Below are 14,574 nucleotides of genomic sequence, written 5' to 3' on the forward strand. Positions count from 1 at the left end.
CTGCTGGATGACCGCATTGCTGCTGATTTGCGGCAGAAAGCTTTATTTACAGCTTGTCGGCTTTCTAAAATTACAACATATGAACATGACGATGGCACTTTCTCTGTCTGAATTAACGACTCTTCACCTCAAACACTCTCTTTTTTGTCAGGTTTGTATCATTTTATTAAGCATGGTCAAGATATATGCACGAAAAAGTGAATAAGGACAAGTGTTTAGTCATTATTTTCTGAATTTTTATCAAAAAGTGATATTGCTTAGGTCTCTCCCTGACTCAACCAGCTCTAATACTTTCCCCTGCCGCTTCCCCTCCCTACGTACACCTCTGTTTGTCCTTCAATAATGAGGTAAACCCCTCACGTTTCTCACCGCAGTACCAGAACCTCTGTAAAACTGGCTTCCTCTATAAGCAAAAGGGCTGTATCCCCTCCATCCCTGCCAATAAGGGATGAAGGAGTACAGCCAGCTTCAGCTATCTTTATTTATTGAATGTCGCATCGTCATTGATCCAGACTTCACCGTCTTTGAACGTCATTTGTTCAGGGTAACGGAGATCGATGACTTCTTCCTGGATTTTTTGTGATGGTGCTTTAGTAGAAAGCGACACAATGATGTTGGTCAGGAATGCGGCAGTGGCCCCGAAAACACCTGCACCTGTATCAATAATCCCAAACAGTGTGATTCCTGCCCGTGCAAGGAAGATATACGTCAACGTCACACCGAGACCGACGAGCAGCCCGGAGATGACCCCAGCTGCATTGGAACGCTTCCACCATACCCCAAGAACGAGCGCCGGGAAGAATGTGCCTGATGCGAGCGCAAAGGCCCAGGCAACGATCTGAGTAATGACTCCCGGCGGATTCAATGCAACCAATCCGGCAAGTACCGTTGCGATAATGATCGACCAGCGGGCAACGGCAAGGCGGTTCTTTTCTGAAGCTGTCGGTTTGAATACACGGTAGTAAATATCATGAGCGAAAGAAGATGAAATCGCGATCATCAACCCGCCTGCAGTCGATAATGCGGCGGCCATTGCACCGGCAGCGACCAGGCCGATGACAAATACTCCAAGATTCGCGATTTCCGGCGTGGCCATTACCACGATATCATTTGAAATAGCTAGTTCTGTCCATTGCAGGATTCCATCACCGTTGCCATCCGCTATCTGCAGTTTGCCTGTATCCACCCATGAAGTTGTCCAGCTTGGAAGCTCACTGATTTTCTGCCCCGCCACCTTGGTCATTAAAATAAAGCGGGAGAATGCCGCATAAGCTGGTGCTGATAGGTATAGAAGTCCAATGAACAATAATGCCCAAGCTCCTGACCAGCGTGCCGCTTTCATCGTTGATACCGTATAGAATCGGACGATAACATGCGGCAGGCCCGCTGTACCGGCCATCAATGTGAACATTAACGCAATGAACTGCCACTTGGTCCCATTCGTAAATGGAGCAAAATATTCCGATATGCCGAGCTCACGGTCCAGTTCACCCATTTTACCGATAAGTTCACCATAGGAAATCCATGGAAGCGGGTTACTTGTCAGCTGCAAACTCATAAAGATGACCGGAATCAGATAGGCAATGATTAAAATGATATACTGAGCCACCTGTGTCCAAGTAATTCCTTTCATCCCTCCAAAAGCTGCATAGAAAGCGATCAAGACCACCCCAATCATTGTTCCAAGCTTGGCATCGATTTCAAACAGGCGGCCGATGACCACTCCGGAACCCGATAACTGCCCGATTGAATACGTAAAGGAAATAATGATCGTACAAAGGGCAGCGATGACCCGTGCCGTATGGCTGTTATACCGGTCTCCGATGAATTCCGGAACCGTATAGCGCCCGTACTTACGAAGCTGCGGGGCAAGCAGGAATGTCAACAGCAGGTATCCCCCTGTCCACCCCATAATGTAGGCAAGACCGTCGTAACCAAGAATCATGATGGTGCCTGCCAAGCCGATGAATGAAGCTGCACTCATCCAGTCAGCTCCGATCGCCATACCGTTAAATACCGGCGGCACCCCGCGGCCGGCAACATAGAAATCAGAGGTAGCTTTCGCCTTGTTATACACTGCAATTCCGATATAGAGTGCAAAAGTAGCTAAAATGATGGCAGTTGACACAATAAACTGTAAATCCATTTTGGTCCCCCTTATCTTTCCTACAAGTTATATTAAAGCTTTTTCATTTCTGATGTGGTAAAACTTCTATTTAATGTTGATAAGGTATTTAATTGATGGCTAACACCCCTATGAAACCTTCGATAGTTTAAAACCAGTAACTCATTAATGATCCAGCGTCTTTCCGTAACTCAAGCTTTCATTCTTGCTCTCATCGATTCCATATTTTTTATCGATAGAATCGCTGACCTTGGCATTAATGAAAAGAAGGATAATAAAAATAAGAATTGCTCCTTGTGCCCCCATAAAGTAATGGAAAGGATAGCCGTTGATCGTCAACTCCTTCAGGCTGTCAGCAAACAGCACCACCCCAAAGGATGAAAGGATACCAACAATTAAATAAATCATGATATAGCGGTTCTTTTCCTTAAAATATTGATCTGCTGTAGCCTTATCAATCTTTTTCATTAAGATCCTCCTTTTTATGACAAACTGAAGATAAACTTAACCGTATCTATGAATGGCAATGGAACGAGAACGACCTGAACTAATCCGTAACCAAATAAGGTGATGAATGGAATAGTCAGGAAGAAGACCTTTCTTTTTTTGAGAGCGAGTATGAGACATATTCCAGTAGTGACAATAAAAAAGATATATAATAGCAACCTTTCCCCTCCTTCAAAATATATTAAAAATATTCAGAATACTCATCTATAGAGATATTATTAACAGTTTATGTAAAGTAGTCAAGCTCTTTTTTTAGACATGAGAGGGCTTTAAAGCAGGGATATGCGGGATATTATTTTTCTAGAATACTTATATTTAAAAGCTAACAATCAATTATATTGAACATATTATTTTTCCCTTATAATATCTCTAACGTCGAATTTCCCCGGAAATTTTTTTAAAAGATATAAAAAGGGTTGCCCCTCAACAGGACAACCCTTTGTCTTATCTATTCTTATTCTTCGTCTGAACTGCTGTCTTCAGTATCTTCGTCTGCATTCTCTTCAGAACCATTATTTCCTGTTCCGTTATCATCTGCAGAATCAGAGCTCTCTTCGCTTTGGCTGCCAGGAGCACCTGGTACGTCTGTTTCTTCCTGATCTTCAGAGCGACTGTCATCAGCTGCCGGCTCATCAAAAGATACTTCTTGAAGTGTAGCCAGAGATTTATTCACATAGTCTTGCGGGTTAACAGCGACATTGTCTTTTCGGATTTCAAAATGCACATGGACACCTGCTTTTTCGTTAAACAAGCTTTGACCTGCTTTGGCAAGCTTTTGTCCCTGCTTTACAGCATCTCCAACTTCAACCGCGAAGTCCTTGACTGATTGGTATCGAGTCACAATTCCTTTGCCATGCTCTACTTCAATCACGTTTCCAAGCAACGAATCTTCTTGAACCTTTGTAACTGTACCGCTCATCGCAGCAAGGACGTCAAACTCTTTTCCGCCCACTGAGATGTCGATCCCTTGGTTTGGATGATACTGGTTGTCATATACAACCAATGCCGCTTCCTGTTCTTCTTCTGACGCATTGACATCATAGAAACCTTTTTCGATAACGACTTCATTTTCATTGGCTACTGGCAATACGAAATTTTCCATTGTCCGGTTGACTTCGACTGCAGGGCGGTCAAACTGATTACCTGTCGGAACATCCTCTTCGTACCCAAGGTTTTGTTCCTCTGCAACATCATTACCAGCTGCTTGATACCATAGGATTGCCGTAATAATGATTGCTGCACTTGCCAAATAGATTGCTGGGTATGCCCAACGTTTTTTAAAAAATTTCTGAGAAGGTTGTTTCTTTTCTTCCTCTCTCATTTTCATCACCTCAGCAATCATTCTGAACACTTTGAAAAAAATATATACATCTCTTCAAAAAAAATTTTTACTTCTTATCTTTCGACAAACAGTTTATAAATATGTATGTTTTATCACAATTTCTTTTTTGGTATGGAAGAAAGCTGGAGGAATGGTAAAATAATCAGAAAGAATATCTCCTTTAAGGAAGGTTAAATACATGAGTACAATCATTAAATGGGGGCTGACTGTGGCTCCGTTTCTTTATATGGCTTTGATTTGGTATATGTCGGGCAATCCGGATGATATGATTATTAAAATGAAACACGACCAATTTGACCGGATTTTCAAAGAATCCCTTCACTTGGTGGAGTTTGCGATTTTATATGTTTTATTTATCCTGGCATTACTTGCCCATGGCCGTTTGACGTATACAGCTAGTGTTATCGCTGCCATCGTTGCTGGCTTCTACGGATTGACAGACGAGATTCATCAATCTTTTGTGCCCTACCGTTCCGCGACACTGATCGATGCTGTTAAAGATCTTACAGGGGTAGCGGTCTGCCTGGTGATTGTGAACCGGACGTACTTTAAGGATAAGACCCATCCGGTTACAAGGGGGATGGAATGGCTTCAGGCTAAATTGACCGATATTTAAGTCTTAGGAGTTAAGTGATGACACACTAAAAAGGAGCTGTCCATGGAGGCAGCTCCTTTTGTCTATTATTTTTTTGCAGTGAATTGCTTCAGGATTGTATCCGAAGAGGAAATTTTAACGTCTTTATAGTAGTGAGACACAATATCTTCATATGACTTGCCTTCCTTGGCCATTCCGTTCGCGCCGTACTGGCTCATTCCGACCCCGTGTCCGAACCCTTTTGTCGTGATGACGATATGCTCGCCTTTTCGGTACCAGGTGAAGTCAGAGGATCGCAAGTCCAGCTTCTCCCTTATTTCCCGCCCTGTGAACTCTTTACCGCTGATTACCACACTGCCGACCCGGTGCCCGGGTGTTCTGTCTGTGATGGTCCCTACGGATCCGTCTCCCCCTAGGGTAATGCCCAGCTTTTCCTGAAACTCTGCTATCGGAATGACTTTTTGGGCATTGAATTTCGGTGATTCTTTATCCCATGGACTCTCCACACTTTTTAGATAAGGAACTTCATTTGCCCAATAGGCTTCAGAATTCTCCGTGAAGCCATTGCTGGTGGAAAAGAACTGTGCTGATATTGGGGTGCCTTCATACGTCAGAATCTTCCCTTTCGTTTCAAGAACAGCCTTTGTGATTCTTTCCATTTTCCATTGAAAGTCAGCACCCCACTGTTGCTGGAGTTCTGCACTATTTTTATATACTTGGTGAGTGACGGTATCCGTAACATCTGCCCCCTCTGGCAGACTTCCGCCTTTGTTCATCATTTGATTGACAATAAATGTCCTGGCAGTCAATGCTTGAGCTTTCAAGGCCTCTATTTCAAAATCGGCAGGCATTTCCCCTGCGACGACTCCGATTACATATTGCTCTAATGGAAGCTTTTCAATTATTTCTTTTCCCGCCCTGTATACAGCCACCTCCACTGAACCTTCCAGAAGTGCTGCAGTATCAGGTTTTTGGAGCGTTGTTTCATCCAGCTCACTGCTTGCTTCATCACCTGTAAAAGGAAGGACGAGGAGTGTGGGTACTAGAAATGTGACGGCCATTAGAATTGCGACTGTAATGATTACTGGTTTGAACTGGTTCATGTCCGATGCCTCCATATGAATGATTAAAGCGAAGAAGCCTTCACTTCTCCACCTCAATTCATATGTATGGTAATGGACAAGCAATTATAACTTTTGGATGGAGAAAATTTGGGGCCGGTTTTTATCCTTTAGCGCTTTAAAGTCCTAAGAGGGACAGTCCCTCTCAGGACTTTAAAGCGCTAAAGCAGACAAGCAAGTTATTTTATTCCAGCCGGGGTTTGTGTTATTCTGAAAATTGAAAAAAGCTCTGTGGCTACAGAGCTTTATCAAAGATCTATTTATGCATTTAGGTCGGTAATGATTTGTTCATTTGCTGTAACATCCAGCTCTTCTTCCACTTCTTTGACACGCTCAATGTCTGCTCCCAGTGCTTCCAGTTTCTTATGGAAGTCTACGTAGCCGCGGTCTAAGTGGTGAAGCTCGGTAACACGTGTGTATCCATCTGCAACAAGTCCGGCAATAGTAAGCGCTGCTGCTGCACGCAAATCCGTTGCACCTACTTCTGCACCTTGAAGTGATACAGGTCCGTTAATAATGACAGAACGACCTTCAATTTTAATATCCGCGTTCATTCGACGGAATTCTTCGACATGCATGAAACGGTTTTCGAAGACAGTTTCCGAAATGACGCTGGTTCCTTCTGCACGCAGCAACAGGGCCATCATTTGTGACTGCATATCTGTCGGGAATCCTGGATGAGGCATAGTCTTGATGTCAATCGGCTTTAATTTTTCAGGCCCGATGACTCTTAAACCTTCCGCTTCCTCGATAATGGTTACACCCATCTCTTCCATTTTCGCAACAAGAGAAGACATGTGCTCTGCAATGGCACCTTTTACAAGGACATTTCCTTGAGTGATGGCAGCAGCAACCATGAACGTTCCTGCTTCGATACGGTCAGGAATGATGTTGTGTTCGACACCATACAGGCGCTCCACACCTTCGATTCGTATCGTACCTGTACCCGCACCTTTAACGTTTGCTCCCATTTTGTTCAGGAAGTTTGCAAGGTCCACGATTTCAGGTTCTTTTGCCACGTTTTCAAGCACTGTTGTGCCTTCCGCCAGTACAGCGGCCATCATGATGTTCTCTGTGGCTCCCACACTCGGGAAGTCAAGATATACTTTTGCGCCTTTCAGCTTGCCGTCAACTTCCGCTTCAATGAAGCCGTTGCCGACTTTCACTTTCGCACCCATTGCTTCAAAGCCTTTAAGATGCTGATCGATCGGTCTTGAACCGATTGCACAGCCGCCAGGCAGAGCTACACGGGCACGGCCGGTTCTTCCCAGTAATGAACCCATTACAAGTACTGACGCACGCATCTTTCGTACATATTCAAATGGAGCTTCTACAAATAACTCTCTTGATGCATCAACTGTAACTTCATGGTTAGAAAATGAAACATCTGTATTTAAATGACGTAATACTTCATTGATAGTATATACATCGGAGAGAGTTGGTACATCCTTAATGACGCTCTTTCCTTCACTAGCTAATAATGTAGCAGCGATCACAGGCAAAACAGCATTTTTAGCACCTTCTGCTTTAACAGTGCCGTTAAGTCTCTGGCCGCCGCGGACGATGATTTTTTCCAAGAGTATTCCCCTCCGCGTCCAATTTCTCTATATTAATATTCAATCGTTAGGATGGGTGTGCCAATGACAAAGTTTGTCTGTGCGCCCAATCCTGTTTTCCGTAGGCCTAGTTGCAAATTCATATATTGATGTTCCGTTGGCATTCTTTGGTCAAATTTATTAGAAAAAGCCGATATTGAATAAAAGTCGTTTTCCTTTAATGATTCCAATTCTTTTGCCTCTAAAATAGAAAGTAACTTGTCTGATTGCTTTGATAAAACTCCGTCAAGTGTATCACTGAATTCGCCTTTGATACAAGAGAAAATCATAGGTTCTCCTGTGAAAAGATCTTTCAATTTTGGAAAGTAATGGTCTTGAATAGTCTGCTTCGTAAGATGATTCCATTCGAATCCGCGGAATTCGTATATCATATACGATTCGTGATGACTTTCAACTTCCGGTGTCACCACTTTGATAATCTCTACCCCGGTTTCATGTTCTTTTAAACCTTTTAATTCATAACTTGCATGATTTTGGTTATAATTCCAACTAAAGTCCGGGTTTGCTTTTTGCATATTTTCAACGTAAGTTGTAAAACCTTTATCCGTGGAGAATTTTAGGTTTTCCCTTGCATATAGAGACCATTCAGAGATACGTCCATCTGTCTGTTCAACAGCATTCGCAAGCCTTTCTATATCTAAAGCCTGATTGGATGCATTAGTGTATTTCCCGCTAAACATGATTATAAAACCTATCCCCAAAAATAATGCCGGCAATAATAGCTTAAGCTTATTTCTCATGTTCTCTCCCCCTTATTCACAGTGTTTCCTGTAAAGGGAGGAACATACTTGGGAATTGTCGTCATCTTTTTACATGGCTCTTTTCTAAAACTTTGTTGCTATTCAGTATGAAATTCAGGAGAAATAACCATATTTCAAATGAATTATCCTGTTAAGCAAGAAAGAAAAGAGCAATTTACCTTGTTCAGATAGATAAGCCCTTGTACCACAGGGAAAATCCGGTCCTTTGGATTTTTGCGATAGCAACAATCTACACGAACACAGCGTTTTACATAATCCTGAGGTTCTGCTAATTTACGTATTCTCTATATCTTAGATTTGTCATGGAAGATTGTGACAACTCATTTCTAAGGCTGCACATCGGGTCAGGAGCATGCTTGTGAAAAGAAACACACAATAGGAATCATACTCAATCCTGGAATATTTGAACACATGTACAATGACCTATTTTTTTACAACTTCGTGACAGTTTGCAAAATAAATGGCAGCTGCTGTGACCACATTAAGTAATCCAGGAAGAAGTTACCGACTAAAGATCCCAGTGCTATGGACATCAGGATAAACAAAAGCCTCGCCTGGAAAATATGGCCGGCACGCAAAAACTTATCAAAGTTCAAAGCCTGCAATGCCCAGAAGCTGACGGCTATGAAAGTCAAGTGAACGAGCATGTTGATGATGGCCTGCTGCCCAAATCCTTGTAACATATAAAAACTCCTCTATTTGCATCTATGTAAAATCGACACAAAAATATCGCAATTTTCGACATATACCTTATTGTAGCACAAGTAAACCCACCACGACCTAATTTTACAAATATTTCACCCATTCTTTAATATTGTAACGTATTAAAAGGTCTTTACGCTTTACCGCGTTAACGCACGAAGAGGGACTGTCCCTCTTCGTGCGTTAGTGTGTTAAAGTGCAAAGCATAAAAAAACGCCTTTCCTATGTTGGAAAGGCGTTGGTGTTTGTTAAAAGTTGCGGTCGTGAACGTTGATACGGTTCATTGCACGACGCAGTGCAAGTTCAGCGCGGCGGAAGTCGATTTCTTCCTTGCTCGCGTTTAAGCGGCTTTCTGCACGATTTTTTGCTTGTTTAGCACGTTCAACATTGATCGCTTCCGATCTTTCTGCTGATTGCGCCAGAATTGTCACTTGATCAGGGCGGACTTCCAAGAAGCCGCCGCTGACAGCTACAAGCTCAGTGTCGTTGCCATTTTTCAAACGGACGGCACCGATTTGCAATGGAGCAACCATTGGAATATGTCCTGGAAGGATTCCAAGCTCACCGCTCTGAGCTTTGGTGCTTACCATTTCCACTTCAGATTCGTACACTGGGCCATCGGGAGTGACAATATTGACCTTTAATGTCTTCATTTTATTCCCTCCTGGTCCCTAATTATACTTCTACACCCATCTCTTGTGCTGCTTTCAGCACGTCGCTCATTGGACCTACAAGACGGAATGCATCTTCTGGAATGTGGTCGTATTTACCTTCAAGGATCTCTTTGAATCCTTGAACAGTATCTTTAACTTGAACATAAGATCCCGGCTGGCCAGTGAACTGCTCAGCAACGTGGAAGTTTTGAGACAAGAAGAATTGAACACGGCGTGCGCGGTGTACAACCAATTTATCTTCGTCTGAAAGCTCATCCATACCAAGGATCGCAATGATATCTTGAAGTTCTTTATAACGCTGTAATGTTTGCTGTACTTGACGTGCAACACTGTAGTGTTCTTCTCCAACAATCTCAGGAGAAAGGGCGCGAGAAGTAGAAGCAAGTGGATCCACCGCAGGGTAGATACCCATTTCAGATAGCTTACGCTCAAGGTTTGTTGTTGCGTCCAAGTGAGCGAAAGTTGTTGCCGGAGCTGGATCCGTGTAGTCATCGGCAGGTACATAGATTGCCTGGATCGATGTTACAGAACCTACGTTAGTAGATGTGATACGCTCCTGCAATTGACCCATATCCGTTGCAAGTGTCGGCTGGTAACCAACCGCAGAAGGCATACGGCCTAGTAGGGCAGAAACCTCAGAACCTGCTTGTGTAAAGCGGAAGATGTTGTCAACGAACAGAAGAACGTCTTGTCCTTGCTCATCACGGAAATACTCAGCCATTGTCAGACCAGTCAAGGCAACACGCATACGTGCTCCTGGCGGCTCGTTCATCTGACCGAATACCATCGCTGTTTTCTTGATAACTCCAGAGTCGCTCATCTCGTGGTAAAGGTCATTACCTTCACGAGTACGCTCACCTACACCGGCGAATACGGAAAGACCGCCGTGCTCTTGGGCGATGTTATTGATAAGCTCCTGGATTAATACTGTTTTACCTACACCGGCACCACCGAATAGTCCGATCTTACCACCTTTGATGTAAGGAGCAAGAAGGTCTACTACTTTAATACCCGTTTCAAGGATTTCTACCTCTGTTGAAAGTTGATCGAACTTAGGTGCTTCTCTGTGAATCGGATCACGGCGCGCACTGCTGTCGATTTTTTCATCAAGGTCAATTGTTTCACCAAGTACGTTGAATACACGTCCAAGAGTAACATCACCAACTGGAACTGAGATAGGAGCTCCAGTATCTGCTACTTCGATTCCGCGAGTTAATCCGTCAGTGGAATCCATCGCGATCGTACGGACCGTATCATCACCTAGGTGAAGGGCAACTTCTAGTGTTAAATCGATGCCTTTAGCATCTGCTTTCGCTTCTTGTTTGATAACAAGAGCGTTAAAGATATCAGGCAGTTGACCGCTTTCGAACTTAACGTCAACAACCGGACCCATTACTTGAAGAACGTGTCCTTTGTTCATCTTTTTCCCTCCTATCTAGCATTTGACGACATATTAAAGAAAAAGGCTGGGCAGGATGATCCTCCAGCCGTTATGAGTGTTATTCTAATGCAGCTGCTCCACCGACGATTTCGGTAATTTCCTGAGTGATCGCAGCCTGACGGGCACGGTTGTAAGAAAGTGATAAGCTGTTGATCAGTTCCTTCGCGTTATCCGTTGCAGACTTCATCGCTGTCATACGTGCAGCATGCTCACTGGCTTTACCATCAAGCAATGCACCGTAAATCAAGCTCTCAGCATATTGAGGAAGCAGTACTTCTAAAATATCTTCTGCAGAAGGTTCAAATTCGTAAGATGTCAATTTCGCTGAAGTATCCAGATCTGTCAATGGCAGAACTTTCTTTTCAGTAACATCCTGCTGGATGGCACTCACATAATGGTTGTAGTATAGGTACAATTCATCATAAGCGCCGTCAGAGAACATGCCTACTGCTTTGTTCGCGATATCTTTGATATCAGAGAAACTTGGCTGATCCGGAATTCCGGTAATGCCTTCGATTACATTGTAATCACGTTTTTGGAAAAAGTCCCTTCCGATACGGCCGATTGCGATTATAGCAAATTCATCATTGGATGAATGACGTTCTTTGATTGTGTTATGGACAAGTCGTATAACATTACTGTTATAGGCTCCCGCTAAACCGCGGTCAGATGTGATGACCAAGTAGCCGGTTTTTTTAACGGGGCGGGAGACTAACATCGGATGGGATGCGTCTTTGCTTCCAAGAGCAATGGATGAAACCACTTCCTGGATTTTCTCCATATAAGGAACGAATGATTTTGCATTCGTTTCAGCACGGGCCATCTTTGATGCAGAAACCATTTGCATGGCTTTTGTTATTTGACTCGTCTTTTTCGTAGAAGTTATACGAGATTTAATGTCGCGTAACGATGCCACTGGTTCTCACCACCCTTTTTATTGTTTCAGACCTTACCTCAAACACTAGGGCAGGACCAATGTGCTTATCCGCTCAATGGCCTGCCTCGTAAAGTTCTTGGTAATGATTATTCAGACTTGGCAAAAGTTTTCTTGAATTCGTTGATAGCCGCTTTCATTGCATCGTCTTCAGGAAGACCTTTTGTCGTGCGAATATGGTCTAACAACTCAGTATGGTTGCGATCTAACCAGCTAAGGAATTCTTCTTCGAAACGACGGATATCTCCAACTGGAATGTCATCCAGGTGACCTTTCGTCAATGCATAAAGAATCATAACTTGCTTTTCAACTTTTAGCGGTTTGTTAAGATCCTGCTTCAGTACTTCTACTGTACGCGCACCACGATTTAGTTTCGCTTGTGTCGCTTTATCAAGATCAGAACCGAATTGTGCGAATGCTTCAAGCTCACGGTAAGCTGCCAGGTCAAGACGCAGTGTACCAGATACTTTCTTCATCGCTTTGATTTGTGCGGACCCACCTACACGTGATACAGAAAGACCGGCGTTGATCGCTGGACGAACACCAGAGAAGAACAAGTCAGACTGCAAGAAGATCTGTCCATCTGTGATAGAGATAACGTTTGTCGGGATGTAAGCAGAGATATCGCCTGCCTGTGTTTCAACGAACGGAAGTGCAGTGATTGAACCGGCACCTTTCTCATCACTTAATTTAGCTGCACGCTCAAGTAGACGGCTATGCAAGTAGAATACGTCACCAGGGAATGCTTCACGGCCTGGAGGACGGCGTAATAGAAGTGAAAGTTCACGATATGCTGCAGCTTGCTTGGAAAGGTCATCATACACAACAAGAACGTGCTTGCCATTGAACATGAATTCCTCACCCATTGTTACACCTGCATATGGCGCAAGGAATAACATTGGAGCAGGCTGTGATGCAGATGCAGTAACTACGATTGTGTAGTCAAGAGCACCATGCTTACGGAGAGTTTCTACAGCGTTACGTACTGTAGATTCTTTTTGTCCGATAGCTACATAGATACATACCATGTCTTGATCTTTTTGGTTAAGGATAGTATCGATCGCAACAGATGTTTTACCTGTTTGACGGTCACCGATGATCAACTCACGCTGACCACGGCCGATCGGCACTAGGGCGTCAATCGCTTTGATACCAGTTTGAAGCGGCTCATGAACCGATTTACGATCCATTACACCAGTTGCTTTACTTTCGATTGGACGAGTCTTTGTAGCATTGATTGGGCCAAGACCATCAACTGGTTGTCCAAGTGAGTTAACAACGCGGCCGATAAGTTCTTCTCCTACAGGCACCTCCATGATACGTCCAGTACGACGAACTTCGTCGCCTTCGCGAATATCACTGTAAGGTCCTAGGATTACGATACCTACGTTATTTTCTTCAAGGTTTTGTGCCATACCCATGACACCGTTTGAAAACTCAACAAGCTCTCCAGCCATGACGTTGTCGAGGCCATGAGCACGTGCGATACCGTCCCCGATCTGGATTACTGTACCTACGTCGCTTACTTTCATTTCTGACTGATAGTTTTCAATTTGCTTTTTTATCAGCGCACTGATTTCTTCAGCTTTGATGCTCATGAATTTCACCCCTCTATGGTTACATTGGATTTTGTCAGGGTATCTCTATAGTAGAGAATCCCCTATATCGTTTATGCAGGCTCGGTTAATACCGCCTGGCTTATTTACGAGTTAATTCACGCTCTAAGCGCTCTAATTTCCCTCTAAGACTTCCGTCAAAGATGCGGTTGCCGATTCTCAGCTTCAAGCCGCCAAGAAGGTTCGTGTCTGTTATGTTTTCGATGCGCAATGAACTTTTTCCGACTTTTTTCGCAAAAGATGCAGACAGCGCTGCTTTTTCTGCCTCATCCAATGGGCGGACAGAATAAACTTTCGCTTCAGCAATTCCGCGCTCGTCATTTGCAAGTTCGATAAAAGCATCTACAACTGATGTTATCGCATTCGCACGGTGACGATCGACAAGAAGCATCAGAGTATTCATTACAATCGGTGAAGCAGATGAGAACGCTTCTTTAAGGATTTCCTTTTTCTTCTCCACAGAAATACGCGGAGTTTCCAGAAGGATACCCAGTTCTTTGTTTTCTTCGAATACTGTTCTGACTACGCGAAGCTCCACTTCAATTGATTCTAACTGGTTATGTTCTTTGGCAATTTCAAAAAGAGCTATCGCATAGCGTTTTGCTACTGCAATATTACTCATCGCTCTTCTCCTGCCTCTTGAATATAATCATTGATCAATTTTTGCTGATCTTCAGCACTTAGTTCCTTTTCGATCACTTTGGATGCGATAAGGACAGACAGTGATGAAACCTGCTCACGCAATGCAGTGACAGCTTGTTCTTTCTGCGTTTCGATCTCACGTTTCGCCGCTTCTTTCAGGCGCTCACCTTCAGCGCGGGCTGTCGCGATGATTTCCTCACGTTGTTGCTCACCTTGCTTCTTAGAGTTCTCGATCATTGTTTGAGCTTCTTGACGAGCCTCTTTCAAAAGCTGGCGTTGTTCTTCAAGCAAATTGTTTGCTTCTGTACGGCTTTCTTCTGCCGCATTGATTTCACTTGCAATATGGTCTTCACGTTCCTTCATGATTCCCATGAGTGGACCCCATGCGAATTTCTTCAGTAACGCTAGCAAGACGATGAACATAACCAACTGGAACAGGATATCCCCGCCGTTGAATGATGCTCCAAGGACAAATGCGTTTGTTAGCACGCGATATCA

14 protein-coding genes are annotated in these 14,574 nt (G+C 43.7%); 1 reads left to right on the plus strand and 13 read right to left on the minus strand.

The annotated features are described in order from the left end of the window. Positions 1-478: 478 nt before the first annotated feature. The 3 genes from V1502_RS19400 to V1502_RS19410 all read right to left on the minus strand — a co-directional run bounded on the left by V1502_RS19400 (position 479) and on the right by V1502_RS19410 (position 3,953). A complete protein-coding gene (locus V1502_RS19400) occupies positions 479-2,146 on the minus strand; it encodes a sodium:solute symporter family protein (RefSeq protein WP_409252233.1) in 1,668 nt (555 codons plus the stop codon). A 144-nt stretch (positions 2,147-2,290) separates the two neighbouring features. Beyond that, the gene (locus tag V1502_RS19405) at positions 2,291-2,593 is read right to left on the minus strand and encodes a DUF4212 domain-containing protein (RefSeq protein ID WP_409252234.1); all 303 of its coding nucleotides are present in this window, start codon (positions 2,591-2,593) and stop codon (positions 2,291-2,293) included. Between the two features lie 493 nt (positions 2,594-3,086). After that, positions 3,087-3,953, minus strand: coding sequence for a peptidoglycan DD-metalloendopeptidase family protein (locus V1502_RS19410; RefSeq protein WP_409252235.1), 867 nt, complete (start codon positions 3,951-3,953; stop codon positions 3,087-3,089). A gap of 199 nt (positions 3,954-4,152) precedes the next feature. On the opposite strand from V1502_RS19410, the gene V1502_RS19415 reads away from it, so the two are divergent. After that, entirely contained in the window at positions 4,153-4,590 is a 438-nt protein-coding gene (locus tag V1502_RS19415) for a VanZ family protein (RefSeq protein WP_409252236.1), read from the plus strand. 65 nt (positions 4,591-4,655) lie between these two features. Here V1502_RS19415 and spoIID read toward each other — a convergent pair whose 3' ends face one another. The 10 genes from spoIID to V1502_RS19465 all read right to left on the minus strand — a co-directional run bounded on the left by spoIID (position 4,656) and on the right by V1502_RS19465 (position 14,565). Beyond that, positions 4,656-5,672, minus strand: coding sequence for a stage II sporulation protein D (gene spoIID, locus V1502_RS19420; RefSeq protein WP_409252237.1), 1,017 nt, complete (start codon positions 5,670-5,672; stop codon positions 4,656-4,658). A 278-nt stretch (positions 5,673-5,950) separates the two neighbouring features. Further along, positions 5,951-7,267, minus strand: coding sequence for a UDP-N-acetylglucosamine 1-carboxyvinyltransferase (gene murA, locus V1502_RS19425; protein ID WP_409252238.1), 1,317 nt, complete (start codon positions 7,265-7,267; stop codon positions 5,951-5,953). Between the two features lie 32 nt (positions 7,268-7,299). Continuing rightward, positions 7,300-8,046 (minus strand): YwmB family TATA-box binding protein, encoded by a 747-nt coding sequence (locus V1502_RS19430; protein ID WP_409252239.1) that lies wholly within the window; start codon positions 8,044-8,046, stop codon positions 7,300-7,302. Between the two features lie 452 nt (positions 8,047-8,498). Next, positions 8,499-8,750, minus strand: coding sequence for a DUF1146 family protein (locus tag V1502_RS19435; RefSeq protein WP_409252240.1), 252 nt, complete (start codon positions 8,748-8,750; stop codon positions 8,499-8,501). Between the two features lie 267 nt (positions 8,751-9,017). Continuing rightward, entirely contained in the window at positions 9,018-9,422 is a 405-nt protein-coding gene (locus V1502_RS19440; RefSeq protein WP_409252241.1) for a F0F1 ATP synthase subunit epsilon, read from the minus strand. Between the two features lie 22 nt (positions 9,423-9,444). After that, on the minus strand, positions 9,445-10,863 hold the full coding sequence (atpD, locus tag V1502_RS19445; RefSeq protein ID WP_409252242.1) for a F0F1 ATP synthase subunit beta: 1,419 nt from the start codon (positions 10,861-10,863) through the stop codon (positions 9,445-9,447). A gap of 79 nt (positions 10,864-10,942) precedes the next feature. Continuing rightward, entirely contained in the window at positions 10,943-11,800 is an 858-nt protein-coding gene (locus V1502_RS19450; RefSeq protein ID WP_409252243.1) for a F0F1 ATP synthase subunit gamma, read from the minus strand. Between the two features lie 107 nt (positions 11,801-11,907). Beyond that, a complete protein-coding gene (gene atpA, locus V1502_RS19455) occupies positions 11,908-13,416 on the minus strand; it encodes a F0F1 ATP synthase subunit alpha (protein WP_409252244.1) in 1,509 nt (502 codons plus the stop codon). Between the two features lie 100 nt (positions 13,417-13,516). Further along, positions 13,517-14,056, minus strand: a complete 540-nt coding sequence (locus tag V1502_RS19460; RefSeq protein ID WP_409252245.1) for a F0F1 ATP synthase subunit delta — start codon at positions 14,054-14,056, stop codon at positions 13,517-13,519. Beyond that, a complete protein-coding gene (locus V1502_RS19465; RefSeq protein WP_006838506.1) occupies positions 14,053-14,565 on the minus strand; it encodes a F0F1 ATP synthase subunit B in 513 nt (170 codons plus the stop codon). The genes V1502_RS19460 and V1502_RS19465 overlap by 4 nt, the downstream gene beginning before the upstream one ends. Positions 14,566-14,574: the final 9 nt, after the last annotated feature.

It is taken from the genome of Rossellomorea sedimentorum (assembly GCF_046237645.1).
Taxonomy (GTDB): domain Bacteria; phylum Bacillota; class Bacilli; order Bacillales; family Bacillaceae_B; genus Rossellomorea; species Rossellomorea sedimentorum.

What these genes read in the sequence shown, in the direction of transcription:
- V1502_RS19415 (WP_409252236.1), top strand. Translation starts at nt 4,153, where the DNA reads ATGAGTACAATCATTAAATGGGGGCTGACTGTGGCTCCGTTTCTTTAT.
- V1502_RS19435 (WP_409252240.1), bottom strand. Translation starts at nt 8,750, where the DNA reads ATGTTACAAGGATTTGGGCAGCAGGCCATCATCAACATGCTCGTTCAC.
- V1502_RS19440 (WP_409252241.1), bottom strand. Translation starts at nt 9,422, where the DNA reads ATGAAGACATTAAAGGTCAATATTGTCACTCCCGATGGCCCAGTGTAC.
- spoIID (WP_409252237.1), bottom strand. Translation starts at nt 5,672, where the DNA reads ATGAACCAGTTCAAACCAGTAATCATTACAGTCGCAATTCTAATGGCC.
- V1502_RS19460 (WP_409252245.1), bottom strand. Translation starts at nt 14,056, where the DNA reads ATGAGTAATATTGCAGTAGCAAAACGCTATGCGATAGCTCTTTTTGAA.
- V1502_RS19430 (WP_409252239.1), bottom strand. Translation starts at nt 8,046, where the DNA reads ATGAGAAATAAGCTTAAGCTATTATTGCCGGCATTATTTTTGGGGATA.
- atpD (WP_409252242.1), bottom strand. Translation starts at nt 10,863, where the DNA reads ATGAACAAAGGACACGTTCTTCAAGTAATGGGTCCGGTTGTTGACGTT.
- V1502_RS19410 (WP_409252235.1), bottom strand. Translation starts at nt 3,953, where the DNA reads ATGAGAGAGGAAGAAAAGAAACAACCTTCTCAGAAATTTTTTAAAAAA.
- atpA (WP_409252244.1), bottom strand. Translation starts at nt 13,416, where the DNA reads ATGAGCATCAAAGCTGAAGAAATCAGTGCGCTGATAAAAAAGCAAATT.
- V1502_RS19405 (WP_409252234.1), bottom strand. Translation starts at nt 2,593, where the DNA reads ATGAAAAAGATTGATAAGGCTACAGCAGATCAATATTTTAAGGAAAAG.
- V1502_RS19400 (WP_409252233.1), bottom strand. Translation starts at nt 2,146, where the DNA reads ATGGATTTACAGTTTATTGTGTCAACTGCCATCATTTTAGCTACTTTT.